Origin of the sequence: Nocardia veterana NBRC 100344 (assembly GCF_000308855.1) — a bacterium.
Taxonomy (GTDB): Bacteria; Actinomycetota; Actinomycetes; order Mycobacteriales; family Mycobacteriaceae; genus Nocardia; species Nocardia veterana.
Map to the genome: position 1 here is coordinate 63,140 of NZ_BAGM01000028.1, position 23,903 is coordinate 87,042.

Annotated in this window: 24 protein-coding genes and 1 pseudogene; 20 read left to right on the forward strand and 5 right to left on the reverse strand. The window is 68.5% G+C overall.

Annotation, left to right across the window (positions count from 1 at the left end):
• Positions 1-98 precede the first annotated feature (98 nt).
• Genes ON37_RS05170 through ON37_RS05180 form a run of 3 tightly spaced genes read left to right on the forward strand, consistent with a single transcriptional unit; the run spans position 99 to position 2,379 of the window.
• Entirely contained in the window at positions 99-521 is a 423-nt protein-coding gene (locus tag ON37_RS05170; protein WP_051031234.1) for a VOC family protein, read from the forward strand.
• 35 nt (positions 522-556) lie between these two features.
• Positions 557-1,504, forward strand: a complete 948-nt coding sequence (locus ON37_RS05175) for a patatin-like phospholipase family protein (protein ID WP_040717253.1) — start codon at positions 557-559, stop codon at positions 1,502-1,504.
• Complete coding sequence (locus tag ON37_RS05180; RefSeq protein ID WP_051031223.1) at positions 1,501-2,379, forward strand: SDR family NAD(P)-dependent oxidoreductase; 879 nt, start codon at positions 1,501-1,503, stop codon at positions 2,377-2,379. Before ON37_RS05175 ends, ON37_RS05180 begins: the two co-directional genes overlap by 4 nt.
• A 6-nt stretch (positions 2,380-2,385) precedes the next feature.
• Here ON37_RS05180 and amaB read toward each other — a convergent pair whose 3' ends face one another.
• Entirely contained in the window at positions 2,386-3,915 is a 1,530-nt protein-coding gene (gene amaB / locus ON37_RS05185; protein WP_040717258.1) for an L-piperidine-6-carboxylate dehydrogenase, read from the reverse strand.
• Positions 3,916-4,012: 97 nt separating this feature from the next.
• Here amaB and ON37_RS05190 point away from each other — a divergent pair, with 97 nt between their 5' ends.
• From ON37_RS05190 to ON37_RS05210, 5 genes are all read left to right on the forward strand, one after another.
• Positions 4,013-4,465, forward strand: a complete 453-nt coding sequence (locus tag ON37_RS05190) for an Lrp/AsnC family transcriptional regulator (protein ID WP_040717260.1) — start codon at positions 4,013-4,015, stop codon at positions 4,463-4,465.
• A gap of 76 nt (positions 4,466-4,541) precedes the next feature.
• On the forward strand, positions 4,542-5,894 hold the full coding sequence (gene lat, locus ON37_RS05195) for an L-lysine 6-transaminase (protein ID WP_051031235.1): 1,353 nt from the start codon (positions 4,542-4,544) through the stop codon (positions 5,892-5,894).
• A gap of 147 nt (positions 5,895-6,041) precedes the next feature.
• Complete coding sequence (locus ON37_RS05200; protein WP_040717265.1) at positions 6,042-7,682, forward strand: acyl-CoA carboxylase subunit beta; 1,641 nt, start codon at positions 6,042-6,044, stop codon at positions 7,680-7,682.
• Between the two features lie 209 nt (positions 7,683-7,891).
• A complete protein-coding gene (locus ON37_RS05205; protein ID WP_040717268.1) occupies positions 7,892-8,218 on the forward strand; it encodes an acyl-CoA carboxylase subunit epsilon in 327 nt (108 codons plus the stop codon).
• A gap of 1 nt (position 8,219) precedes the next feature.
• Complete coding sequence (locus ON37_RS05210) at positions 8,220-8,945, forward strand: nucleoside triphosphate pyrophosphatase (protein ID WP_040717270.1); 726 nt, start codon at positions 8,220-8,222, stop codon at positions 8,943-8,945.
• Here the strand turns inward: ON37_RS05210 and ON37_RS05215 are convergent.
• On the reverse strand, positions 8,853-9,647 hold the full coding sequence (locus ON37_RS05215; protein ID WP_040717272.1) for a helix-turn-helix transcriptional regulator: 795 nt from the start codon (positions 9,645-9,647) through the stop codon (positions 8,853-8,855). The two genes, ON37_RS05210 and ON37_RS05215, sit on opposite strands and share 93 nt — an antisense overlap.
• 159 nt (positions 9,648-9,806) lie before the next feature.
• Here ON37_RS05215 and ON37_RS05220 point away from each other — a divergent pair, with 159 nt between their 5' ends.
• Together ON37_RS05220 and ON37_RS05225 are read left to right on the forward strand one after the other, a co-directional pair.
• Positions 9,807-10,736 (forward strand): sulfurtransferase, encoded by a 930-nt coding sequence (locus ON37_RS05220; protein WP_040717275.1) that lies wholly within the window; start codon positions 9,807-9,809, stop codon positions 10,734-10,736.
• Positions 10,737-10,853: 117 nt separating this feature from the next.
• Positions 10,854-12,650, forward strand: a complete 1,797-nt coding sequence (locus ON37_RS05225; RefSeq protein ID WP_040717278.1) for an acetyl/propionyl/methylcrotonyl-CoA carboxylase subunit alpha — start codon at positions 10,854-10,856, stop codon at positions 12,648-12,650.
• A gap of 123 nt (positions 12,651-12,773) precedes the next feature.
• Here ON37_RS05225 and ON37_RS30795 read toward each other — a convergent pair whose 3' ends face one another.
• Positions 12,774-14,186, reverse strand: a complete 1,413-nt coding sequence (locus ON37_RS30795) for a serine/threonine-protein kinase (RefSeq protein WP_051031224.1) — start codon at positions 14,184-14,186, stop codon at positions 12,774-12,776.
• Positions 14,187-14,479: 293 nt separating this feature from the next.
• On the opposite strand from ON37_RS30795, the gene ON37_RS05240 reads away from it, so the two are divergent.
• The 5 genes and pseudogenes from ON37_RS05240 to ON37_RS05260 all read left to right on the forward strand — a co-directional run bounded on the left by ON37_RS05240 (position 14,480) and on the right by ON37_RS05260 (position 17,474).
• Positions 14,480-14,905, forward strand: coding sequence for a DUF1707 SHOCT-like domain-containing protein (locus ON37_RS05240; protein WP_040717283.1), 426 nt, complete (start codon positions 14,480-14,482; stop codon positions 14,903-14,905).
• On the forward strand, positions 14,905-15,243 hold the full coding sequence (locus tag ON37_RS05245; protein WP_040717284.1) for a hypothetical protein: 339 nt from the start codon (positions 14,905-14,907) through the stop codon (positions 15,241-15,243). The genes ON37_RS05240 and ON37_RS05245 overlap by 1 nt, the downstream gene beginning before the upstream one ends.
• Before the next feature lie 133 nt (positions 15,244-15,376).
• Entirely contained in the window at positions 15,377-15,580 is a 204-nt protein-coding gene (locus ON37_RS05250) for a hypothetical protein (protein ID WP_040717285.1), read from the forward strand.
• Between the two features lie 105 nt (positions 15,581-15,685).
• Complete coding sequence (locus ON37_RS05255; RefSeq protein WP_040717286.1) at positions 15,686-16,483, forward strand: biotin--[acetyl-CoA-carboxylase] ligase; 798 nt, start codon at positions 15,686-15,688, stop codon at positions 16,481-16,483.
• A 113-nt stretch (positions 16,484-16,596) separates the two neighbouring features.
• Positions 16,597-17,474, forward strand: a pseudogene (locus ON37_RS05260) (IS5 family transposase).
• An 83-nt stretch (positions 17,475-17,557) separates the two neighbouring features.
• Here ON37_RS05260 and ON37_RS05265 read toward each other — a convergent pair.
• Complete coding sequence (locus tag ON37_RS05265) at positions 17,558-18,508, reverse strand: acyl-ACP desaturase (protein WP_040717290.1); 951 nt, start codon at positions 18,506-18,508, stop codon at positions 17,558-17,560.
• A gap of 226 nt (positions 18,509-18,734) precedes the next feature.
• On the opposite strand from ON37_RS05265, the gene ON37_RS05270 reads away from it, so the two are divergent.
• The 3 genes from ON37_RS05270 to ON37_RS05280 all read left to right on the forward strand — a co-directional run bounded on the left by ON37_RS05270 (position 18,735) and on the right by ON37_RS05280 (position 21,347).
• Entirely contained in the window at positions 18,735-19,283 is a 549-nt protein-coding gene (locus tag ON37_RS05270; protein ID WP_040717292.1) for a PH domain-containing protein, read from the forward strand.
• Positions 19,284-19,352: 69 nt separating this feature from the next.
• Positions 19,353-20,030, forward strand: coding sequence for a response regulator transcription factor (locus ON37_RS05275; RefSeq protein WP_030513615.1), 678 nt, complete (start codon positions 19,353-19,355; stop codon positions 20,028-20,030).
• A 6-nt stretch (positions 20,031-20,036) separates the two neighbouring features.
• Positions 20,037-21,347: a sensor histidine kinase gene (locus tag ON37_RS05280; protein ID WP_040717296.1), complete on the forward strand. Its 1,311-nt coding sequence runs from the start codon at positions 20,037-20,039 to the stop codon at positions 21,345-21,347.
• A gap of 113 nt (positions 21,348-21,460) precedes the next feature.
• On the opposite strand, the gene ON37_RS05285 is transcribed toward ON37_RS05280, so the two are convergent.
• Positions 21,461-22,006, reverse strand: a complete 546-nt coding sequence (locus ON37_RS05285; RefSeq protein WP_040717299.1) for a GtrA family protein — start codon at positions 22,004-22,006, stop codon at positions 21,461-21,463.
• A 151-nt stretch (positions 22,007-22,157) separates the two neighbouring features.
• Between ON37_RS05285 and ON37_RS05290 the strand changes: the two genes are divergently transcribed.
• Both ON37_RS05290 and purE read left to right on the forward strand, forming a co-directional pair.
• On the forward strand, positions 22,158-23,360 hold the full coding sequence (locus ON37_RS05290; protein ID WP_040717431.1) for a 5-(carboxyamino)imidazole ribonucleotide synthase: 1,203 nt from the start codon (positions 22,158-22,160) through the stop codon (positions 23,358-23,360).
• Positions 23,353-23,883: a 5-(carboxyamino)imidazole ribonucleotide mutase gene (gene purE, locus ON37_RS05295; RefSeq protein WP_051031225.1), complete on the forward strand. Its 531-nt coding sequence runs from the start codon at positions 23,353-23,355 to the stop codon at positions 23,881-23,883. Before ON37_RS05290 ends, purE begins: the two co-directional genes overlap by 8 nt.
• Positions 23,884-23,903: the final 20 nt, after the last annotated feature.

A 23,903-nucleotide genomic window follows, 5' to 3' on the forward strand; every position in this document is an offset into this window, starting at 1 on the left:
CTGGTCGCCGAGTCCGGCGGAGCCTGCGACGACAGGACGAAGACGACAGGACGAATATGAGCGACAGCTTCGAACCGGTTACCGAGATCCCGACCGATATGGACCAGGTCGCGAAGGATCCGAACAACCCGCCCGTCCTGCCCGGTGCCCTGCTCCTGGAACTCGTTCCGGTTCCGGTCGCCGATATCGACCGGGCGGCGGCCTTCTATCGGGAGCAGGTCGGCTTCCGCCTGGACGTCGACGTGAGCCCGGAACCCGGGGTGCGGATCGTGCAACTGACCCCGCCCGGTTCGGCCTGTTCGATTCTGCTGTCCGAAGGGCTGCCCTCCGCGGCGATGCCCGCCGGGACGTTGCGTGCCCTGCACCTGGTGGTCGCCGATATCGAGGCGGCACGTGCGGAGCTGGTCGGACGCGGTGTCGCGGTCGGCGAGATCGAGGATGTCGGGATGGGCGTGCTGTACGCCTACTTCGCCGATCCCGACGGCAACACCTGGTGCCTGCAGCACATGCCGTGGCGCTAGCAGCGCGGCGTTCGCTGCCGCTAGTGTTTGCGACTATGAGTAACAGTAACGGGTTACAGCGACGTGGCCTGGCGATCGGGTGCGGTGGCACCGTCGGTGCGGCGTGGATCGTCGCGGCGTTGGCCGCGGTGCGCGACGTGCTGCAGTGGGATCCGCGGACGGCTCATGCCATGATCGGTACCTCCGCGGGTGCGGAAATGGTGACGATGCTGGCCTCCGGGGTATCGGTCGACGATCTGGTCGCGATGCAGCGCGGCACCATCGGCGACCCGATCCTGTCCCGTCATATGGCCGACGCGCCCGGGCGCTTTCCGCCGCTGCCGCGACCGCGCCTCGGAGCGCCGCGAATGGCGTTGCACGGCAACCGTTCCCGGCAGGCTCTGCTGTCGGCCGGTAGCCGCCTGTTGCCGGTCGGGGGTGGTGATGCGAGCTGGCTGCAGCGGCTGGCCACCGAGTTGACCGGCGATCGGGACTGGCTCGACCATCCCAACGCCTGGCTGGTGGCGATGGACTACGACTCCGGCCGGCGGGTCGCGTTCGGCTCGCCCGGCGCGCCCGCGGCGACGGTCGGGCAGGCGTTGCGCGCGTCGTGGGCCGTTCCGGGCTGGTTTCCGCCGGTCTCGATCGAGGGCCGCCGTTATGTCGACGGCGGCGCCGCCTCCACCGCCTCGGTGGATCTGCTGCGACCCCTGGGCCTGGACGAACTGGTTGTGTTGACGCCGATGGCGTCGACGCGAGCGGTTCCGGCCGCGGGCCCGGGGCATTGGCTGGAACGCCGGCTCCGCCGCCCGATGAGCGCACAGCTGGAATCCGAGATCGCCGCTGCCCGCGCGGCCGGAACCCGGGTGCTGCATCTGGCGGTCACCGCCGACGACCTGGCGATCATGGGACCGAACTTCATGGACGGTCGCCGCCGCGGCGACACCTTCGAACACAGCCTGCGCAGTACGCGCCGCGCCCTGGAACGGAGTGAATTCGTATGAGAGTTCCGGCTTTTCGTTCGATCCGCAATCCACTGGCCCCGGCCTATCCGGAGATCGATCTCACCGCGGCGCGGGTCCTGATCACCGGCGCCGGCCGGGGGATCGGGCAGGCTACCGCGGAATTGTTCGCGGGCAAGGGGGCCGACGTCGTGATCGCCGATGTGGACGCGGCCGCGGCGACAGCCGCCGCGGCGGCGCTCGGCGCCCGCGCGGTGGAACTCGATGTGCGGCAGCGCGAGCAGTGGGATCGGGTGGTCGCCGAACTGGGACGCATCGACATCCTGGTCAACAACGCGGGCGTGATGCCCGCGGGTCCGTTCCTGGCCGAGCCGGATGCGGTGGGGCACACCACGATCGACGTCAACGTCTGGGGCGTCATCCACGGGATGCGGGCGGTCGCGCCGGCGATGATCGAGCGCGGCCGCGGCCATATCGTGAATGTGGCCTCGTTGGCGGGCAAGATCCCGCTGCCCGGCCTGGCGGTGTACAACGCGAGCAAGTTCGCCGCCGTCGGACTGTCCGCCGCCACCCGGCTGGAATTCGCCGACTCCGGGGTCAGTGTCAGTTGCGTCCTGCCCTCGGCGGTACGTACCCGGCTTTCCTCCGGGCTGACCCTGGGGCGCGGGCTGCCCACCGTCGACCCGGTCGATGTCGCGGCGGCGATCGTCAAGACCTGCCGGACGCGGCGGGCCGAAGTCGCGGTGCCGCAATACCTCGATCCGTTGGACATCGCCCTGGCGGCCGCGCCCGAGTCGGTCGTGCGAATGGTCCGGGGCCTGTTCGACGGTGACCGTGCGCTGCATCCGGGCGATGTCGCCGTGCGCGCGGCATACGAGGAACAGGTCCGTGCCATCGCCCGGGAGCCCGAGCGCTGAATTCGCTCAGCCGAACCGAATACCTTGGGCCAGTGGGAGTTCGGTGGAGTAGTTGACGGTGTTCGTGGCCCGGCGCATATAGGCCTTCCAGGAATCGGATCCCGATTCCCGGCCGCCGCCGGTCTGCTTCTCCCCGCCGAACGCGCCGCCGATCTCCGCTCCCGAGGTGCCGATGTTCACATTGGCGATACCGCAATCGGAACCGTCCGCGGCGAGGAAGCGTTCGGCCTCGCGCTGGTCGCCGGTGAAGATCGCGGACGAAAGCCCTTGTGGCACACCGTTGTGCAGGGCTATCGCGGCGTCGAAATCATGGTAGGTGAGCACGTAGAGAATCGGCGCGAAGGTCTCTTCCCGTACCACCGCGGTCTGTGCCGGCATCCGGACGACGGCCGGGCGGACATAGTACGAATCCGCGCCTCCGACATCGACTCGCTCACCGCCGCAGATCAATTCGCCACCGTCGGCGATCGCGCGCTCGATCGCCGACCGCATGGCGGCGTGGGCGCGGCCGTCGATCAGCGGTCCGACCAGCACGCCGTCGTCGAACGGATTGCCCACCGGCAGTTGCCGGTACGCTGCGGCGATCCGGTCCAGCAGCGGGCCCACCACATCCACGTGCGCGATCACTCGCCGCAGCGTGGTGCACCGCTGACCGGCCGTGCCCGCAGCGGCGAACACCACCGCCCGGGTGGTCAGTTCGAGATCCGCGGACGGTGTCACGATCGCGCCGTTGTTACCGCCCAGCTCGAGCAGGCAGCGCCCGAACCGGGCGGCGACGCGCGGCGCCACCGCCTGCCCCATCCGCACCGACCCGGTCGCGCTCACCAGCGCGACGCGTTCGTCGTCGATCACGCGCGCCCCGACCTCGGCATCGCCCTGCACCAGCTGATGGATCTGCGGATCGGCACCTACGTCCAGGGCCGCCCGGCGCAGTAGCGCGTGACAGGCGAGCGCGGTCAAAGGTGTTGTCTGCGACGGCTTCCACACCACGGTGTCACCGCAGACCAGCGCGATCGCGGTATTCCACGACCAGACCGCGACCGGGAAGTTGAACGCCGAGATCACCCCGACCACACCGAGCGGATGCCAGGTTTCCATCAGCCGGTGGCCGGGCCGCTCCGAGGCCATGGTGCGGCCGTAGAGCTGGCGTGAGAGACCGACGGCGAATTCGCAGACGTCGATCATCTCCTGCACCTCGCCGCGGGCCTCGGCGCCGATCTTGCCCGCCTCCAGCGTCACCAGTTCGGCGAGGGCGTCGAGATTGTCGCTCAGCAATCGGCCGAGCCGGCGGATCACCGCCGCGCGCTGCGGCGCCGGCACGATCCGCCAATCCCGAAAAGCCGTGTGCGCGCGGTCGATTGCGTCCGCGACGTCGCGTTCGGTGCTGGACCACACCCGCATGAGCTCCCCGCCGGTGATCGGGGTGCGGGCCGGCAGATCACCGGATTCGACCGGGTCGACGCCGAGTTCGAGCAGCAGGCGTGCGGCGCGGTCGCGCAGTTCGTCGGTGCTGGGCAGAACGGGGGCGGTTGTCATGTGCTGCTCCGTTTCCGAGATGGGTTCGCGGTGGACTTCGCACCGGTGGGAGATCGTTTCCGGCCCCGGCCACCGCCCGCTGGGTTAGCCTTCGCTGATGGCGGATGCACCTGCGAAACCTGTTCTGGACGACATCGATCGGCTTCTGATCCGCGAATTGATGGCCGACGGCCGGGCAACGCTGTCCAATCTCGCGGAGAAGGCCAGCCTGTCGGTCTCGGCAGTGCAATCGCGCGTGCGCCGGCTCGAAGCGCGCGGCGTGATCCGGGGCTACACGGCGAAGGTCGATCCGGAGGCGCTGGGGCAGCTGCTGTCGGCATACGTCGCGATCACTCCTCTCGATCCCTCGCAGCCCGATGACGCTCCGGCGCTACTGCAGCACATCCCCGGTATCGAGGAATGCCATTCGGTGGCGGGGGAGGAGAGCTACATGCTGCTCGTCCGAGTGGCCTCGCCGCGCCATCTCGAACAGCTGCTGCAGGAGATCCGCGCCACCGCCAACGTCAGAACCCGAAGCACCATCATTCTGCAGACATTCTATGACAGGTGATACCTGATCGTAATTTATACGATTGCTCGTAGTGAAACCGTAAATATTTACGTATCCTGCCAATGTGACCCTCGAACTGGAGCGCCCCGGAACGGCCGACGCGGAGGTCACGAACCCGGCGTCGGTCGCCGCCTCGCGCGTACACGACATCCTGTCCGCCCACCTGCTCGCCGACGGTTTCGATCTGGTCCTGGATCTGCGCCGATCACGCGGCCGTGACCTGGTCGACGCTCGCGACGGCACCGTCTATCTGGATATGTTCGGTTTCTTCGCGTCCTCGGCGCTGGGGATGAATCACCCTGCGCTGGCCGAGGACTCGCAGTTCACCGCCGAACTGACGGTGGCCGCCCTGAACAAGCCCAGCAATTCCGACGTCTACACGGTCGAAATGGCCCGGTTCGTCGACACTTTCGCGCGTGTCCTGGGCGATCCGGCGCTGCCGCATCTGTTCTTCATCGACGGTGGCGCGCTGGCGGTGGAGAACGCGCTCAAGGCCGCCTTCGACTGGAAGAGCCGGCACAACGCCGCGCACGGGCGGCCGGCCGAACTCGGCACCCGGGTCCTGCATCTCACCGGGGCCTTCCACGGCCGCAGCGGCTACACCATGTCGCTGACCAACACCGATCCGGTGAAGACCGATCGTTTCCCGAAATTCGACTGGCCGCGGATCGAGACCCCGTATCTGCGCTCCGACGTCGATATCGTTGCGGCCGAGGAACGCGCACTGGCCCAGGCGCGCGCGGCCTTCGCCGAGTATCCGCACGACATCGCCTGTTTCATCGCCGAGCCGATTCAGGGCGAGGGCGGTGACCGGCATCTGCGGCCGGAATTCCTGCAGCGCATGCAGGCCCTGTGCCACGACCACGACGCGCTGTTCGTTCTCGACGAGGTGCAGACCGGTGTCGCGATGACCGGATCGACCTGGGCGTACCAGCAATTCGGCCTCCGGCCGGATGTGGTCGCGTTCGGCAAGAAGACCCAGGTGTGCGGGATCATGGCGGGCGGTCGCGTCGACGAGGTGCCCGACAACGTCTTCGCGGTGAGCTCGCGACTCAACTCGACCTGGGGCGGCAACCTCGCCGACATGGTGCGGGCCAGGCGGATTCTCGAGGTGGTCGAGAGCGAGGACCTCGCCGCCCGCGCTCGGGAGTTGGGCGCGGTGCTGCTCGGCCGGTTGCGCGACCTGGCCGACCGGCACGAGGCGGTGAGTGAACCACGCGGTCGCGGGTTGATGTGTGCGATCACGCTGTGCGACGCGTCGTTGCGCGACGCCGTGCTGGCCGAGCTGCGCGATCGGGAACGCGTACTGTTCCTGGGCACCGGCGCCCGTGGCATCCGCTTCCGGCCACCGCTGACCGTCACCGCCGAGGAACTCGACCGGGCCGTCGAAGCCCTCGATCGAGTACTCACCCGGCTGTCGGATCGGTGACGAATCCGCAGCCCCGGACGGGGCTGCGCGGGTGGCCATTGTGGCATTTCACCAGGGGTTTTGCGCTGGCAAGCAGCCAATAGCGGTACTCATGAGTAGCCCCCACTGGAATTCCGCGCAGCCCTACCACTGGTTACACTCCGGGGCATGACGAGTGTCCAGAGTCAGCCTTCGCCGGGTTCGGCGGGCGCCCCCGATATCCACACCACCGCAGGGAAGCTGGCTGATCTGCGCAATCGGCTGGAAGAGGCCAAGCACCCGATGGGTGAGGCCGCGGTCGAGAAGGTCCACGCCAAGGGCAAGCTGACCGCGCGCGAGCGCATCCTGGCCCTGCTCGACGAGGGCTCGTTCGTGGAGATGGACGCACTGGCCCGGCACCGCAGCGTCAACTTCGGCCTGGAGAACAACCGTCCGCTCGGCGACGGCGTGGTCACCGGCTACGGCACCATCGACGGCCGCGACGTCTGCATCTTCAGCCAGGACTCGACGGTGTTCGGTGGCAGCCTCGGTGAGGTCTACGGTGAGAAGATCGTCAAGGTCATGGACCTCGCGCTCAAGACGGGCCGCCCGCTGATCGGCATCAACGACGGCGCCGGCGCTCGCATCCAGGAGGGCGTGGTCTCGCTCGGCCTCTACGGCGAGATCTTCCACCGCAACATTCAGGCCTCCGGTGTTATCCCGCAGATCTCGCTGATCATGGGCGCCGCGGCCGGTGGGCACGTGTACTCCCCGGCGCTGACCGACTTCGTCGTGATGGTCGACCAGTCCAGCCAGATGTTCATCACCGGCCCGGACGTCATCAAGACCGTCACGGGTGAAGAGGTCACCATGGAGGAGCTGGGCGGCGCCCACACCCACATGGTGAAGTCCGGTACCGCGCACTACGTCGCCTCCGGCGAGCAGGACGCGCTGGACTGGGTGAAGGACCTGCTGAGTTACCTGCCCAGCAACAACCGGGCCGAGGCGCCGCGTTTCCCGGCCAGCGACCCGATCGTCGGCGCGATCGAGGATTCGCTGACCGAGGAGGACCTCGAGCTCGACAGCCTGATCCCGGACTCGCCGAACCAGCCGTACGACATGCACGAGGTCATCCGGCGTCTGGTCGACGACGACGAGTTCTTCGAGATCCAGGCCGAGCGCGCGATGAACGTCATCGTCGGCTTCGCCCGCATCGACGGCCGCAGCGTGGGTTTCGTGGCCAACCAGCCCACCCAGTTCGCCGGCTGCCTCGACATCGACGCCTCGGAGAAGGCCGCGCGGTTCGTGCGCACCTGCGACGCGTTCAACATTCCGATCATCACGCTGGTCGACGTTCCGGGCTTCCTGCCGGGCACCGGCCAGGAGTACAACGGCATCATCCGCCGCGGTGCGAAGCTGCTCTACGCCTACGGTGAGGCCACTGTGGGCAAAATCACGGTCATCACCCGCAAGGCCTACGGCGGCGCGTACGACGTGATGGGTTCCAAGCACATGGGCGCCGATGTGAACCTGGCGTGGCCCACCGCCCAGATCGCCGTCATGGGCGCCTCGGGCGCGGTCGGCTTCGTCTACCGCAAGAAGCTGCAGCAAGCGGCCGCGGAGGGCGCCGATGTCGACGCACTGCGCCTCGAGCTGCAGAACGAGTACGAGGACACGTTGGTCAACCCGTACGTGGCGGCCGAGCGCGGCTACGTCGACGCGGTGATCCCGCCCTCGCACACCCGCGGCCAGATCGTCGCCGCGCTGCGCTTGCTCGAACGGAAGATGGTTACTCTTCCGCCGAAGAAGCACGGCAACATTCCGCTCTGATCCGACGATATGTGCGGTAGCGGAGGCACACTTTCTGGATGAGCGGTGCGGCCGTACCGCGCACGATTGCCTCATCCGGGTGAAGATGGTAGGAACAGGCCCTCATTCGATGAGAGCCGCAACGAATACCGTTCGCGGCGCGAGGCGCGCCTCGCACCGCGAACGCCGGGCCCTCGCGGTCCGGCACATGGACAGGAGGAGTTGGCGCTGTGACGGCTGTGGCTGACGAAGAGATATTGCGCGCCGCTGAACTGGATTTGGCGGTCGACGGCTTCGAGGACGACGCGAAGGTCGCCGAAACCGTTGCCCCCGAGGCCGAGCCGCACGGTGGCCCGGTCATCCGGATCCTGAAGGGCTCGCCCACGGACGAGGAACTCGCCGCGCTGGTCACCGTGTTCGCTGCCGCGGCCGCGAATTCCGGTGCGCCGCAGGAGCAGGGTCCGGTCGACAACTGGGGCCGGCCGACCATGATGCACCGCGGTACCTCGCCGTTCTCCCCGTACACCTTCCCCTACCTGTCGCACATCCGCGGCTGACGTGACGGGATTCGTTCTCGGTTCGGCCTCGCCGGCGCGACTACAGGTGTTGCGTTCGGCCGGGCTGGATCCCGTGGTGCGGATATCCGACGTCGACGAGGACGCGATCGCCGCGGCCCTGCCCGCCGACACCCCGCCCGCGGGTGTGGTGACCGCGCTGGCCGAGGCCAAGGCTCGGACCGTGGCCGCGGCGCTGTCGGCCGATGCCGCGGCGGCCGACCGGAACCCCGCGGCTCCCGATCTGCAGGGTGTGCTCGCCGCCCCGGCCTCCCGGCTGATCGACGACTGCGTCGTCGTGGGCTGTGATTCGATGCTGCTGGTCGACGGGGTATTGCAGGGCAAACCGCATACGCCCGAGGTGGCGCGGGCGCGCTGGGCCGAGATGGCCGGGCGCAGCGCCGATCTGCTCACCGGGCATTGCGTGCTGCGGTTGCGAGACGGCGCGATCGTCGCCGACGCGCGCGATTGCAGCACGACGACCGTTCATTTCGCCGAGCCCGAACCGGCCGAATTGGACGCCTATATCGCCACCGGTGAGCCGTTGCAGGTGGCCGGGGCGTTCACGCTCGACGGAATGGGTGGCTGGTTCGTCGATCGGATCGACGGCGACCCGTCCAGCGTCATCGGAATCGGCCTACCGCTGTTGCGTCGCCTCCTGGGCGAGGTGGGCGTCGGCATTGCGCAGCTGTGGGTCGGTGCGCAGTTGCGGGCCGACGCGGTTGGCTGACGGCGTCGGAATCCGAGGGGCCCCGGCGGCCTGATCCGGGATCTGCGCCGGATCCGGCACCAGCGAGCTCGCCAGCGCCTCCAGGCGGATCACACACAGTTCCGGGCCCACGAACGGGTGCAGCCGGACATTCACCACGTCACGGCCGCCGTTGCGGTCCAGTACCTCGCGCATCAGGCCCTGATGGACACCGCAGACCACTTCGGAATGCGTACGGGCCAGCTCCCGCAGGGGACATGCGGTGAGCCGGATGTTGAGCTGTTCGTCCGTTTCGGAGGCGGGGTCGCGCTCGGGCGCGAAGCCCAGCTCCGAGCTCACCGTCACCGCGACGTCGCGAGCGTCGTCGAGCGTGGCGATCGGCTGTTCGAGCTGTTCCACCTTGGCGCCCCAGGCGCGGCCCGCGGCGACGGCCAGATCGGAGCGGCGGCGGGGGTCACTGCCGAGCTGGTCGGCGAGCACCTGCGCGAGGTCCTGATAACCCACCGATCGCTGCACGGCGGTGTAGCCGATCCGGGGCCGTCCCCGGCCCCGCGGGGGCTGCTGAAATTGCCGCACCAGGGATTCGCGGGTGAGCACATCCAGATGGAAACGAACGGTGGTGACGTGCTGTCCGGTGATTCTCGCCAGTTCCTGGGCATCGAGAGGCTCGCTGGCGCCGCGTAGGATCGCTAGCAGGCGCCGTCGTGGCCAAGAATCGGACATAGCTCACCCCTCCTCCCGTGTGACTTTATCGGACGACGCTGCGACTTAATCGCTGTTCATCCGATTCGTGATGTGAAACCGCCGACGCTCATTCTTCGCACCTACGATCGGTACTGCACAGCCGACCATCCGTCTACCACGCATGAAGGATCTTCCACCGTGCCCGTCGCCCCGGACCCTCATCCATCCTTCGGCTCCCATGCATACCCACAACGACTAGTAACCACGGAGTGGCTGTCCGCAAACATCGGTGCGCCCGGCCTCGCGATCGTGGAGTCCAACGAGGACATCCTGCTCTACGACATCGGGCATGTGCCGGGGGCGGTGAAGATCGATTGGCGCGCCGAGCTTACCGACCCGCTGACCCGGGATGTGATCGACGGCTCCCGGTTCGCGGAACTCATGCGCGCCAAGGGGATTGCGCGCGACGACACCGTCGTCGTCTACGGCGACAAGGCGAACGGCACCGCGGCCGCCACCGCCTGGGTCTTCGGCCTGTTCGGTCACCCCGATGTGCGGCTGCTCGACGGGGGACGCGACGCCTGGATCTCCGAAGCGCGCGATACCGCCTTCGAGGTCCCCGATGTCGGGTTGGGTGACTATCCGGTGATCGAGCGCGACGACCACGGCACCCGGGCATTCCTCGACGATGTGCGCGCGCGGCTGAGTCGCTCGGCCGCCGGGACGGGGCTGGTCGACGTGCGGGCAACGGTCGAATACACCGGTGAATGCGACCGTATCCTGGACCGTCCCGAGGAGCAGGCGCTGCGCGCGGGCCACATTCCGACCGCGGTGAACATTCCCTGGACTGCCGCCGTCAACGGCGACGGCCGATTCCGCAGCCGGGCCGAACTCGAGGACATCTACGCCGGTCTGCTCGATGCCGACGACACCATCGTCTACTGCCGCATCGGCGAGCACTCCGCGCACACCTGGTTCGTGCTGACCGCGCTGCTGGGCGTGAAAAATGTGCGCAATTACGACGGTTCGTGGACCGAGTGGAGCAACGCTGTGCGCAGTCCCATCGTCAAGGGAAGTGAACCGGGTTCCGCCCCGGTCGGCGTGTCGGCGGCGACACAGTCCGTCTAAGGTGTTGTTCACCTCACGGGTAGGTCCTACCGCTCGGTAGCCCTATCCATGTTCGGCGTCTGTTGGCACACTGCCTACACTCAGCCGAGACGTTAGTTCCAAAGCACAGGAGGCTCAGTGGCCAGCCATGCCAGCGCGCAGATCACGAAGGTCCTGATCGCCAATCGGGGCGAGATCGCGGTGCGTGTGATCCGGGCCGCCAAGGATGCCGGTATCGCCAGCGTTGCCGTGTACGCGGAACCGGACGCGGACGCGCCCTTCGTCAAGTTGGCCGATGAGGCATTCGCGCTCGGGGGCCAGACCTCCGCCGAGTCGTACCTGGTGTTCGACAAGATCCTCGACGCCGCGCGCAAGTCCGGCGCCGACGCGATCCACCCCGGTTACGGCTTCCTGTCCGAGAACGCCGATTTCGCGCAGGCCGTCCTGGACGCCGGGCTGATCTGGATCGGCCCGTCGCCGCAGTCGATCCGCGACCTGGGTGACAAGGTGACCGCCCGCCACATCGCCGAGCGGGCGCAGGCTCCGATGGCCGCGGGCACCAAGGACCCGGTCAAGGACGCGAACGAGGTCATCGAATTCGCGAAGCAGTACGGCGTTCCGGTGGCCATCAAGGCCGCCTTCGGTGGTGGTGGCCGCGGCATGAAGGTCGCCCACACCATCGAGGAGATCCCCGAGCTCTTCGACTCGGCCACCCGTGAGGCCACCGCCGCCTTCGGCCGTGGTGAATGCTTCGTCGAGCAGTACCTGGACAAGGCTCGCCACGTCGAGGCCCAGGTGCTGGCCGACCAGCACGGCAACGTGATCGTCGCCGGTACCCGCGACTGCTCGCTGCAGCGCCGGTTCCAGAAGCTGGTCGAGGAGGCGCCCGCGCCGTTCCTGTCCGACGAGGTGCGCGCCAAGATCCACGAGTCCGCCAAGCGGATCTGCAAGGAGGCCGGTTACTACGGCGCCGGCACCGTGGAGTACCTGGTGCAGGGCGAGACCGTGTCGTTCCTCGAGGTCAACACCCGTCTGCAGGTCGAGCACCCGGTCACCGAGGAGACCTCGGGTCTGGACCTGGTGCGCTGGCAGTTCCGGATCGCCAACGGCGAGGAGCTGACCATCAAGGAGGACCCGACCCCGCGCGGGCACTCGATCGAGTTCCGCATCAACGGCGAGGACGCCGGCCGCAACTTCCTGCCCGCACCGGGTCCGGTCACGGTCTACAAGGAGCCGTCCGGTCCGGGTGTGCGCGTCGATTCCGGTGTGGTCGCGGGCAGCGTGATCGGCGGACAGTTCGACTCGATGCTGGCCAAGCTGATCGTCACCGGTGAGACCCGCACCCAGGCGCTGGAGCGGGCGCGACGCGCGCTGGCGGAGTACGAGATCGAGGGCTTGGCCACGGTGCTGCCGTTCGACCGGCACATCGTCGAGCACCCGGCCTTCATCGGCGACGGCACCAAATTCGACGTCTACACCAAGTGGATCGAGAACGAGTGGGAAAACACCATCGAGCCGTACACCGGTGGTCAGCCCATCGAGGACGAGGAGGAGGCCGCCCGGCAGAAGGTGGTCGTCGAGGTCGGCGGCCGCCGGCTCGAGGTCTCGCTGCCCGGTCAGTTCACCGTCGGCACGGGTGTGCCCGCCGGTGGCGCCAACGGTGTCGTGCGCAAGAAGCCGAAGCCGCGCAAGCGTGGCGGTGCGGGCGCGTCGTCCGCGTCCGGTGACGCCGTGACCGCGCCGATGCAGGGCACGGTCGTGAAGGTCGCCGTCGAGGAGGGCCAGTCGGTCGAGGCCGGCGACCTGATCGCGGTGCTCGAGGCCATGAAGATGGAGAACCCGGTCAACGCCCACAAGTCCGGTGTCGTGACCGGGCTGGCCGTCGAGGCCGGCGCCGCCATCACCCAGGGCACCGTGCTCGCCGAAATCAAGTAGTCCGAGGGATTTCGACCGCGGCCCCGCTCCGGAAGGAGCGGGGCCGCGGCAGTTTCGGGAGACCCGCCCGTCGCGCCGGCCATGGTCGCCGTACGAGCCGGGCCGTCGCTACGCCCGGTGGCGTCACCGATCGGCGGGATGTGCCGCGGCGCCGGGGATTTGGAACGGCGGCAGTATTCCGGTGGGTAGCGGAATGGTCCAGCGGGGCGGGACGACCGCCGTCGTGTACTCCGGCTCGGGTGTGGTCGGTGCCTCGGTGGGCGGGGCCGCGGGGAGAGTGGTCGCACCCGGATCGGAGGGGGTGCGGACGTAGATTCCGCCACCGTTGAGCAGTGCGGTGCACCCGGCGACGACCGCGAGGAGCACGATGGCGGCGCCGATCAGCGCGACGACCGGAGCGAACCGCGGCCGTCGGCGGGCCGGACGTGAAAAACTCTGTGCTCCAAGCGTTTCCGGTGTGGCCGTGCCGCTGCGCGCCGGGGCCGGTCGCGGGTGTCGGGTAACGGGCGGAACCGGACCTCGCGGTACCGGGATGTCGTGGTGGCCGGCCGGTCCGGGGGCGGTCGGCGGCGTGCCGCGTCGGCGGGGCGCGGCCTGCGCTCCACCCTCGGTGACGGCTCCGGGCAGGACCAGGGTCGGCCGGGGGCCGACCGGCTCGGGCGGCAGCGCAGCGGTGGTATCCGCCGCCGACTCCGGTTGCAGGACCGGGGGTGTGCGGGGGACCGGGGTCGCGCCGATCGCCGCCCGGGCCGCGCCCGCCAACTCACCGGCCGTGCGGTACCGGTCGTCCGGTCGCTTGGCCATCCCGCGCGCGATCACCGCATCCAGGGCGGCCGGAATCCGGCCGTCGACCGCGGACGGGCGCGGCGGCGGCTGATGCAGATGGGCGTGCAACTGCTGCACCGCATCGGTGTCGCCGAAAGGTCTACGCGCGGTGAGGCATTCGTAGAGCACACAGGCGAGGGAGTAGACGTCCGACCGCCCGTCGCCGTGTCCGGTGAAGCGTTCCGGCGCCATATAGGCGAGCGTGCCGACGGTGAAACCCGTTGCGGTGATGGTGGTCTGGCCGGCCGCCCGGGCGATGCCGAAGTCGATGAGGTAGGCGAAACCGCTGGTGTGCACGATGATGTTGGCCGGCTTCACATCCCGATGGACCAGCCCGGCGGCGTGTGCGGCATCCAGCGCTTCGGCGACCTGCGAGACGATGTCGACGGCCTCGGCCACCGACATCGGGCGCGAGCGGATCAACCGGGCCACGTCCAGACCGGGGATGTAGGCCATATCCAGATACAGCCGGCCGCCGTACTCGCCGAAGTGATGGATCGGTGCGATATGCGGATCGGTCAGGCGGGCGCCGATGCGGGCTTCCCGCTCGAAGCGTCGTCGGTAATCGGCATCCTCGGCGGCGCTGCCCGACAGGATCTTCAGGGCGACGGTGCGGGCGTCGGTGGGATCGTAGGCCAACCACACCTCGCCGGCCGCCCCACGGCCGAGCCGCCGATCGAGCCGATACCGGCCGAATTCCCGCGCGCTCACCGCAGCCGCCGCAACGTAACGGTCGAACGCGAGTCGCGGTGGCGAACCCGGCGGACCGGGTCTCGCCGCCACAGCCGCGCCGGGCGAAATCCGCGCGCGCGTCCACCCCCGAACCGGGGCCGTGCGACCGCGACGGACGCTGCGACAGCGGAGCCGATGCCGCGGTGGCCGAACATAACCCGACCATAGTGCGGTCGGGCCGCCGGCGGTACCCGGGGGCACGGCCGGCGGTGGGTGGCCGGGCGGCCGGCGGTCGGCCCGCTCACGGGGATATCGCGCGGTAATCTCGTGCCATGGCTGATTCTCCCGACGTCCGCATCGGCACCGCGGAGCGTGAGCAGGCGATGCAGCGGTTGTCGGAGCATTTCGCCGCCGGGCGGTTGTCGGTCGCGGAATTCGACGAGCGAAGCGGCCTGATCGCCAACGCCGTCACCCGTGGCGACCTGGCGCCGGTGTTCAGCGATCTGCCGGCGGCGATCCCGGCTCCGGAGCCCGCGGAACCGGCGGCCGCGCAGCCCGGCGGGCGCCGGGAATTCGCCGGACCGGCGATGGGCCTGGTCGTCATCATCGCGCTGGTGCTGTTCTTCACCACCCACACGTGGTTGTGGTTCCTGCTGATTCCGGCCGTGGGCATCATCACCGGTGGTCTGCAGCAGTGCAATCGCGAGCAGCGTCGGCTGGAACGCCGGCAACGACGCGACCGGCGACGGGGGCGCTGATGGAACCGATCGAGATCAACGCCGGGAGTTGGTATCTGCGCGCGCTGCGCGCCGACGAGCGGATCGACGACCGTCCCGCCCTGGCCGCGGGTGGTATCACCGACCCCGGTTATGTCGAGCGGCGGGCGCGGGAATGGGCCGAGCAGACCGGATATTCGTGGGCGGTCTGTGAGCCGACCACCGCCGAAATGGTCGCCGAGATCGTGGTGACCCCGAAACCCGACGGTACCGCCGAAATCTCCGGCTGGGCGCGCGACGGATTCGATTCCGCGCTCGAGTCCGGGCGTACGGCAGTGAGCCGGTTCGTCGCCGGTGCGCTCGGCCTGCAACCGCTGTAATAGTCGCCGAACCAGCTGCGGCACAGTGGTTTTCGCCGTGCCGCGCATCTGTTACGCGGAAAATCGGTGGCCTGCCGCGGGTAGGGCCCCGTACCGTGAAGACTCCGAACCAGCACCGGGGAGGAGGTGCGCGATGTGGGAATGGAGTAGGGCGGTCGCGGAGCGGGGTGCGGCCACCGCATGGACCCGGTCGGCCGGGGAATCCACGCCGACCGTGGTGGACCCGGACGTCCGGTCCGAGCCCGGCGCGGAGTTCGGCGCCGAGCTCGACGAACCGGCGTACGACGATATGGCGATCGGGGACCGCCTCGAGACGGGCTACGGCCTGGTTCGATGACGTAACCGGCGGCGGACCGGCTCGGGACCGGGCCGGTCCGCCGCCGGCGGACCGAGAGCGGAGCGGCGTAGCGGTGACGCCGGGACCCAGGAGTAGCCTGCAGGCGTGCAGAGGCCACCGTTGGATGTCGAAACCCTGCGACGCGCTGTCGCCGAGCAACTCGATCTGTCGTTCTTCTCCGATGTCGAGGTCGTCGAGTCGACCGGCTCGACCAATGCGGATCTGATCGCCCGGGCGGTGGACCCGCAACTGGACCGCCGCGTATTGATCGCGGAATTCCAGGACAGCGGCCGTGGCCGGCACGAGCGCTCCTGGGTGAGCCCGGCCCGCGCCCAGATCGCGATGTCGATTCTGGTCCGGCTCGGGGGAATCGATGCGGCCGTGTTGGGTTGGCTGCCGTTGCTGACCGGCGTTGCCGTCGTGGACGCGGTCCGCGCCACCACGGGTCTGGACGCCAATCTCAAATGGCCCAACGATGTTCTGATCGAGGGCCGGAAAGTGGCGGGCATCCTGGCCGAGGTGGCGTCGGGTTCGGGCGAGCCCGCCGTGGTCGTCGGGGTCGGGTTGAACGTGAGCCTGACCGAAGCGGAATTGCCGGTGCCGCATGCGGTTTCGCTCGAGCTGGCCGGTGCTCGTGACGTCGACCGGACCGAACTGGCGCTGGCATTGCTGCGTGCGTTCGCGAAGCATTTCGACGAATGGCGCACGGCGGACTGGGATGTCACGGCACTGGCCGCCGCCTACCGGGACCGCTGCGCCACGCTCGGCGCTCAGGTGCGCGCGGAATTGCCGGGCGGCGAGGTCCTCACCGGGGTCGCCACCGATATCGACCCGAGCGGCCGGCTGATCATCGGCGATCGGGCGGTCACGGCCGGCGATGTCACGCACCTGCGCCCGGTCTGATCGTTAGAGGGCGTCTGAGATCTCGGTCACTGGTCGGCGTGTGACGGCAGGTGTGTAGAGGGACTCCCGGTACGACTGGGGTTACCACACCTGTAGCCGCTATCCGAGAGTCCCTGTGCCAGTGTCGCTTACCTGCTTGTGCTTGTCGTGCCCGGCCCACGGCCAGGCGCCGAAGTGCCCGTTCTATCCGTCCTCGTCGCTGACCGACGAGGAGTGGGCGATCCTGGAGCCGCTGCTGCCGCCACCTGGGAATTGCGGCGGCAAGGGTGGTCGGCGGGAGAAGTGGCCGCGGCGGCTGGTGTGTGATGCGATCTTCTACCTCTCGCGCGGCGGGATCGCCTGGGCGCTGCTGCCGCACGATTTCCCGCCCGCGAAAACCGTGTACGACATCTACCGGCGGTGGACGAAAACCGGTGCGTGGCAAAGCATCCACGATGCGCTGCGTGATCGCGCCCGGGTCCGCGCTGGGCGTAATGCGCAGCCCACGGCGGCGGTGATCGACTCGCAGACCGTCCGCGGCGCCGATACTGTCGCCGCGGGCACGGCCGGGTACGACGCGGGCAAGAAGATCAAGGGCCGCAAACGGCATATCGCCACCGATACCAGCGGGCTGCTGCTGGCCGTCGTGATCACCGCCGCCTCGATCCAGGACCGTGATGCCGCGCACCGGCTGCTGGCCGCTGTGGCGTCCCGCTTTACCACCATCACACACGTGTTCGCCGACGGTGGCTACACCGGACGACTGGTCATCTGGGCGAAAACTGTGCTCTCCCAGACGATCCAGATCGTGAAACGCAGCGACACCGCGACCGGGTTCGAAGTCCTGCCCCGCCGCTGGGTGGTAGAACGGACGTTCGGGTGGCTGGTCAAACACCGCCGATGCGTCCGCGACTACGAAACCCGGCCCGACCACCACGAAGCCATGGTCTACATCGCCGCCATCCACACCCTCACACGTCGCCTGGCCCGCACCAGCGGGCCAAGCGAATGAGATCTCAGACGCCCTCTTAGACCTGGGGCGCAGGCACATCGGCGGACCTCGCCTGCGTACGCGGAGGTGATGGCCGCCGCCGGTCAGACGCTCGCCAGTTCCCGGGCGGCCTCCCGGGCGAGCAGCCGGTCACGCTGCTCCTCGAAACGCGCCGCATCGCGTTCGAGTTTGGCGACGAAGGCGCCCAATTCGTCGCGTGCCCGCTCGCCACGTGCACCGAAATCGTTGCGGTCGAAGATATTCCACTTCTTCAGCACCGGTTGGACCACCTCCTCCAGGTGCTGGCGCAGATCGTAGATGCCGTGCTTGGCCATCAGTACGCCGTTGCGGCGGAAGTTCGGCATCCCGGCACCGGGCATGACGAAATTGGTGAGGACCTTCGTGATCGCCACCATCGCCTGATCCGGCACCAGATCCAGGCCCGCCCCGCACAGCGTGCGGTAGAAGATCATGTGCAGGTTCTCGTCGGCGGCGATGCGCTGCAGCATGCGGTCGGCGATCGGGTCGTCGCACACCTTGCCGGTATTGCGGTGGCTCACCCGTGTCGCGAGTTCCTGAAAGGTCACGTACGCAACGTTTTCCAGGAACCCACCCCAGTCCTCCGGTGAGTGCACACCGTTGGTCATGTGGACCATGCGGGCCTGTTCCAGGGCGACCGGGTCGACGCCGCGGGTGACGACGAGGTAGTCGCGCATCACGATGCCGTGCCGGTTCTCCTCGGCGGTCCACCGGCCGACCCAGGTGCCCCACGCCCCGTCCTGGGAGAAGTTCTCGGCGATCTCACGGTGGTACGAGGGCAGGTTGTCCTCGGTGAGCAGGTTCGTGATCATCGCGACCTTGGCGACCTCACTGAGCTTCGACTGCTCCGGCGCCCAGTCCACGCCGCCCAGCGCGGCGAAATTGCGGCCCTGGTCCCACGGCACGTAGTCGTGCGGATGCCATTCCTTGGCCATCGACAGATGCCGGTTCAGGTTCTGCTCGGCCACCGGCTCGAGCTCGGTCAGGATTTCCAGCTGGGTCAGATCCTTGGTCACACACGCCTCCGCTGTCGCACATCACACGTTCACAAAGGGGGACTTCCGGTAACACCTCGGGCCGGCCGCATCGAAGCAGCGCCGCGGCCCGGAACCGCTGCCACGGGCGTTGTCGGTTCGCCGGACCCGTGGGTCCGGTACCGTCGACCGAGACAGCTGCTGATTGTGCAGCACAACGGCGTTCGCTGTCAGCCGTTCCCGCATCGACAGGGGGTAGGGTTCGCGTATGGGTTATCCGGAGGAGTTGCTCGCGCCGGACGAGCAGCTGCTACTGCACCGTCATCCGCACTGGAAGATGCTGTTCTTGCCGGCGCTCACCTTCATCCTCGCCACTGCGCTGGCTGGGTTCCTGAGCGGGCTGGCGTGGCGGAACACGGAGGGCAGCACCCGCACCGTGGTGTTGCTGGTGATCGTCGCGGTCTGGGTGTTGCTGGTGCTGTGGCGCTGTCTGGGCCCGGTGATTCGCTGGAAGTCAACGCATTTCATCATCACCGACCGGCGGGTGCTCGTGCGCGAAGGGGTGCTGACCCATACCGGCATCGACATCCCGATGAATCGGATCTCCAGTGTGCAGTTCCGCCACGGACTGTCGGACCGTCTGCTCGGCACCGGCACCCTGATCATCGATGCCGCCTCGGGTGATCCGCTGGAGTACGACGACATTCCGAATGTGCAGCGGGTGCATTCGCTGCTGTACCACCAGGTGTTCGACAATCCGCACGGCGATCCGCGCTACGACCAATTTCAAGACCCGCGGTACGGCCACCGCCCGTAGGACCGCTCGGTAGCGAGTCCGCGATGCCCGCTCGGCCCGATCGGCCCGGTTCGCCAGTAATCTGGTGCAGTGACCGCCGTACTGCTGGCCGAGGACGACGAGGCCATCGCCGCTCCGCTCTCGCGAGCGCTCGGGCGTGAGGGCTATTCGGTGACCGTCGAGAGTTTCGGTCCCGCCGTGCTGCGCCGGGCCCTCGAGGGTGAACACGATCTGCTCATCCTGGATCTGGGCTTGCCGGGTATGGACGGCCTCGAGGTGTGCCGCCAGGTGCGCGCTCGCGGTGCCGATCTGGCCGTGCTGATGTTGACCGCCCGCACCGACGAGGTCGATTTCGTCGTCGGCCTCGACGCGGGCGCCGACGACTACGTCGGCAAACCCTTCCGGCTCGCCGAATTGCTGGCCCGGGTGCGAGCGCTCCTGCGGCGCAGCGGAATCGGCGACGAGGCCGTCGAGATCGGCGGGGTGCGGCTCGAACCCGCGGCGCGGCGGGTCCTGGTCAACGGGCACGAGGTGAACCTGGCCAACAAGGAATACGAACTGCTCAAGGTGCTCATCGACCGTGCCGGGCAGGTGGTGCCGCGCGAGACCATTCTGCGCGAGGTGTGGGGCGACGCGGATCTGCGTGGTTCCAAAACCCTCGATATGCACATGTCCTGGCTGCGGCGCAAGATCGGCGACGAGGGCCCGGTGGCCGAGCGGCGCATCGTCACCGTCCGCGGTGTCGGCTTCCGCTTCAATACCGACTGATCACGCATGCGACGCCGGATTCTGCTGTCCATGCTGGCGGCATTGACGCTCACCACGGTGGTGCTGGGCATTCCGCTGGCGTTCACCGCGTGGCAGTGGGTCGCCGACATCACGCGCAGCGATCTGCGTGCCCGGCTGGACCGGATGTCGGTGGAGATCGTCGGGCAGGAACGCGAGGACGGCCTGGTCCACGGCGTGCTGGATCTGCGGTCGGTGCGTCCGCTGATCCCGCCCGACGGCCGGTTGACGATCATCTATCCCACCCCGGAGGACGCGGCACTGCGGGTGGACGCCGGCGCGCCGGAGGTCGAGAACCCGGTGGTGGAATCGCTGTCGATGGGCACCTCCGGCTCGTTGCGGCTCGAGGTGCCCGCCGCCCCGATGCATTCGATGCAGCGGCAGGCCGTCGGCGCGGTCGCCCTGGTGGCGCTGGCTTCCCTGGCGGCGGGCGCCGCGGTGGCGGTGGTGACCGCGCGGCGGGTGGCCGACCCACTGCGGGACGTGGCCGCCCGGGCGGCGCGGTTGGCCAAGGGCGATTTCCGGCCGGACCCGCGACGGCACGGCATCACCGAACTGGACCGGGTGTCCGATGTTCTCGATTCGGCGACGGTGGAGATCGCGGGCCGGCTGCAGCGTGAGCACGCGCTGGTCGCCGACGTCTCCCATCAGTTGCGCAGCCGGCTGACCGCCGTGCGGCTACGGCTGGACGAGTTGTCGGCGCATTCCGATCCCGCGGTCGTGCAGGAGGCGGAGGAGGCGATGGCGCAGGTCGACCGGCTCACCGAGGCGATCGACGAACTGGTCCGCGACTCCCGGGATCAGGATGCCGCCGATCACGAACCGGTGCCGGTGGTGGCGGAGCTGCGCGCGGTGGTCACCGAGTGGCGGCATCCGTTCGCCGAGGCCGGGCGCAAACTCGTCCTGTCCGGAGATCCCGCGCTGCGGGCGCCGGTGACCGGTTCACGCCTGCGCGAGGCGGTGGCGGTGCTGGTCGACAATGCCCTGGTCCACGGTGGCGGCGACTGCACGGTGTCGGTCCGCACGGTCTACGGCGGTCCGGATCGGGAGCCGCTGGTGGCGGTCGAGGTCGCCGACGAGGGCGAGGGAGTCAGCGACGAGCTCGCTCCGCACATCTTCGACCGTGGTTTTTCCGGGGCCGGATCGACCGGGGTGGGGCTGGCGCTGGCGCGTGCGCTGATCGAGGCCGACGGCGGTCGATTGGAACTGCAACGCCGACGGCCGGCGCTGTTCGCGGTATTTCTGGGAAAGCCGACGGCCGGGCGATCCGGTAACGGAGTGGTCGGCGAACCGCGCTGAACGAATGTGGTCCAACCGGCCGTTGCGCGCATTCGTGACGAATATCGCAGGCCCGGAAATATGCCGACGGATACGCGGATCGTCCGGTAATCATCCGGTTTCCGCGACGGGGCTCAGCTGCTGCCGAGCGGCCTTTCTTCCTCGTACAGATCCTCGAATTCCTCGACCAGCGCGTCGATTTCGTCGGGGAACACCCAGCGTTTCATCGCCCAGAATCGGAACACCATCTGCAGGATGTTGCCGATGATGAAGGCGCTGACGAAGTCGGCGATGTTCTCCACGGTCAGGCTGACATCGGGAACGTGCAGGTGGAAGGCGTAGCGCGAGATCCACAGCGGCAGATTCGACAGCAGCACGCCGATGGCGCTGACGACGAAGAACAGCAGCGCCTCGTGGTGACGTTCCCGCCCACCCCGGCCTTTGAAGGACCATTCCCGGTTGAGGATGTAGGACGCGATGACCGCGATAACGCCGGAAATGATCTTGGCGGTGATCGGTTTCGGCGACAGCACCGTCAATTTGAGAATGTAGAAGATGCCGCTGTCGATGACGAAGGTGGTCGCTCCGACAATCGCGAACTTGATCAGCTCGTGATGGCGGATTGCCAGGTCCCGGAGTGCTTTGGGCAGGATGTTGACCACATCGTCGACAAATGACACCCGACGAGTCTACGTCCGCGCTCCCGCGGGCAATCAACCCGCACTCGTTGTGACTTCGGCGGCCATGACAACATGGTGGGCTGTGAGCGAGCGTAGTGGGCCATCGATGGACCCCTCCACCGGGGTGCAAGGAGTTGCCGAAGGTGAACCGATGCCGGTTTCGCGTAGTTTCGAGGGTGGTGGCATGCCGACCGTCGCGATGATCGGCGGCGGCCAGCTGGCCCGGATGACGCATCAGGCCGCGGTGGCGTTGGGGCAGTGCCTGCGGGTGCTGGCCGAGCGGCCCGACGATCCGGCGGCTCAGGTCAGCCCCGAGGTCGTGCTCGGATCGCATACCGACCTCGCGGCGCTTCGCAAGGTTGCCGTCGGAACCCACGCGATGACCTTCGATCACGAACATGTGCCGACCGAACATCTGCACGCGTTGGTAGCCGAGGGCGTCAATGTGCAGCCGCCGCCGGCCGCGCTGGTGTACGCGCAGGACAAACTCGCGATGCGGCGCAAACTCGCCGAGATGGGAGTGCCGGTTCCGGCGTTCACCGCCGTCGAGTCGGTCGCCGACGCCATCGGCTTCCTCGCCGAGCACGGACCGTTCGTGCTCAAGGCCGTCCGTGGCGGTTACGACGGGCGTGGGGTGTGGATGATCGACGAGGCCGCCGAGGCCGAGCGTCTGGTCACCGATCAGCTCGGGCGCGGGGTGACGCTGCTCGCCGAGCAGCGGGTGGATCTGAAGCGGGAACTCTCCGCGATGGTGGCCCGCTCGCCGTTCGGGCAGGCCGCGGCCTGGCCCGTGGTGGAGACCGTGCAGCGCGAAGGGCAGTGCGCCGTGGTGATCGCGCCGGCGCCGGACCTGTCCGACGACGCGGCGACCGAGGCCGAATCGCTCGCGCTGCGGCTGGCCGCCGAACTCGGCGTCACCGGCGCGATGGCGGTCGAGCTGTTCGAAACCCACGGCGGTGAGCTGCTGGTCAACGAATTGGCCATGCGCCCGCACAACTCCGGCCACTGGGGTATGGACGGTGCCGTCACCGGCCAGTTCGAACAGCACCTGCGCGCGGTTCTGGACTATCCGCTCGGCGCCACCACACCGTTGGCGCCGGTGACCGTGATGGCGAATATCCTCGGCGCCCCCGAGGCGCCGACGATGTCGATGGACGAGCGACTGCATCACCTGTTCGCCCGGATCCCGGAGGCGAAGGTGCACCTCTACGGCAAGGGCGAGCGCCCGAAGCGCAAGATCGGGCATGTGAACATCCTCGGCGACGATGTGGCCGAGGTGCGGGAGAAGGCCGAACGGGCGGCGCACTGGATGTCGCACGCGGTGTGGACCGATGGATGGGATCCCCATGAGTAACGGAATCGATGGTCGCTCCGCGGGCTCCGCTCCGGCGGTCGGCTTGATCATGGGCAGCGACTCCGACTGGCCCACGATGGAGGCGGCCGCGGAAGCGTTGGCGGAGTTCGGAATTCGCTTCGAGGTCGGTGTCGTCTCCGCGCACCGCACCCCGCAGCGCATGCTCGACTACGCCCGTGAGGCCGCCGGTCGCGGCGTCAAGGTGATCATCGCCGGTGCCGGTGGCGCCGCCCATCTGCCCGGTATGGTCGCCTCGGCCACCCCGCTGCCGGTGATCGGCGTCCCGGTGCCGCTGAAACACCTCGACGGTATGGATTCTCTGCTCTCGATCGTGCAGATGCCGGCCGGTGTCCCCGTCGCCACCGTCTCCATCGGCGGTGCCCGCAACGCCGGGCTCCTGGCGGTCCGCATCCTCGCCGCCGCCGACCCCCAGCTGCGCAGCCGCATGGAACGGTTCCAGTCCGACCTGGAGAAGCTCGTCCTCGACAAGGACGAGGCCCTGCGCACCCGCCTGCTGGGTTAGCCCGGTCGGTTCGAACAGCG

Bases quoted from the DNA above. Each gene is read 5' to 3' on its own strand.
- ON37_RS05245 (WP_040717284.1), top strand. From the start codon at position 14,905: ATGGAACCGATCGAGATCAACGCCGGGAGTTGGTATCTGCGCGCGCTG.
- ON37_RS05175 (WP_040717253.1), top strand. From the start codon at position 557: ATGAGTAACAGTAACGGGTTACAGCGACGTGGCCTGGCGATCGGGTGC.
- ON37_RS05170 (WP_051031234.1), top strand. From the start codon at position 99: ATGGACCAGGTCGCGAAGGATCCGAACAACCCGCCCGTCCTGCCCGGT.
- ON37_RS05180 (WP_051031223.1), top strand. From the start codon at position 1,501: ATGAGAGTTCCGGCTTTTCGTTCGATCCGCAATCCACTGGCCCCGGCC.
- ON37_RS05240 (WP_040717283.1), top strand. From the start codon at position 14,480: ATGGCTGATTCTCCCGACGTCCGCATCGGCACCGCGGAGCGTGAGCAG.
- ON37_RS05200 (WP_040717265.1), top strand. From the start codon at position 6,042: ATGACGAGTGTCCAGAGTCAGCCTTCGCCGGGTTCGGCGGGCGCCCCC.
- ON37_RS05280 (WP_040717296.1), top strand. From the start codon at position 20,037: ATGCGACGCCGGATTCTGCTGTCCATGCTGGCGGCATTGACGCTCACC.
- ON37_RS05215 (WP_040717272.1), bottom strand. From the start codon at position 9,647: ATGTCCGATTCTTGGCCACGACGGCGCCTGCTAGCGATCCTACGCGGC.
- ON37_RS05290 (WP_040717431.1), top strand. From the start codon at position 22,158: ATGCCGGTTTCGCGTAGTTTCGAGGGTGGTGGCATGCCGACCGTCGCG.
- purE (WP_051031225.1), top strand. From the start codon at position 23,353: ATGAGTAACGGAATCGATGGTCGCTCCGCGGGCTCCGCTCCGGCGGTC.
- amaB (WP_040717258.1), bottom strand. From the start codon at position 3,915: ATGACAACCGCCCCCGTTCTGCCCAGCACCGACGAACTGCGCGACCGC.
- ON37_RS05190 (WP_040717260.1), top strand. From the start codon at position 4,013: ATGGCGGATGCACCTGCGAAACCTGTTCTGGACGACATCGATCGGCTT.
- ON37_RS05270 (WP_040717292.1), top strand. From the start codon at position 18,735: ATGGGTTATCCGGAGGAGTTGCTCGCGCCGGACGAGCAGCTGCTACTG.
- ON37_RS05250 (WP_040717285.1), top strand. From the start codon at position 15,377: ATGTGGGAATGGAGTAGGGCGGTCGCGGAGCGGGGTGCGGCCACCGCA.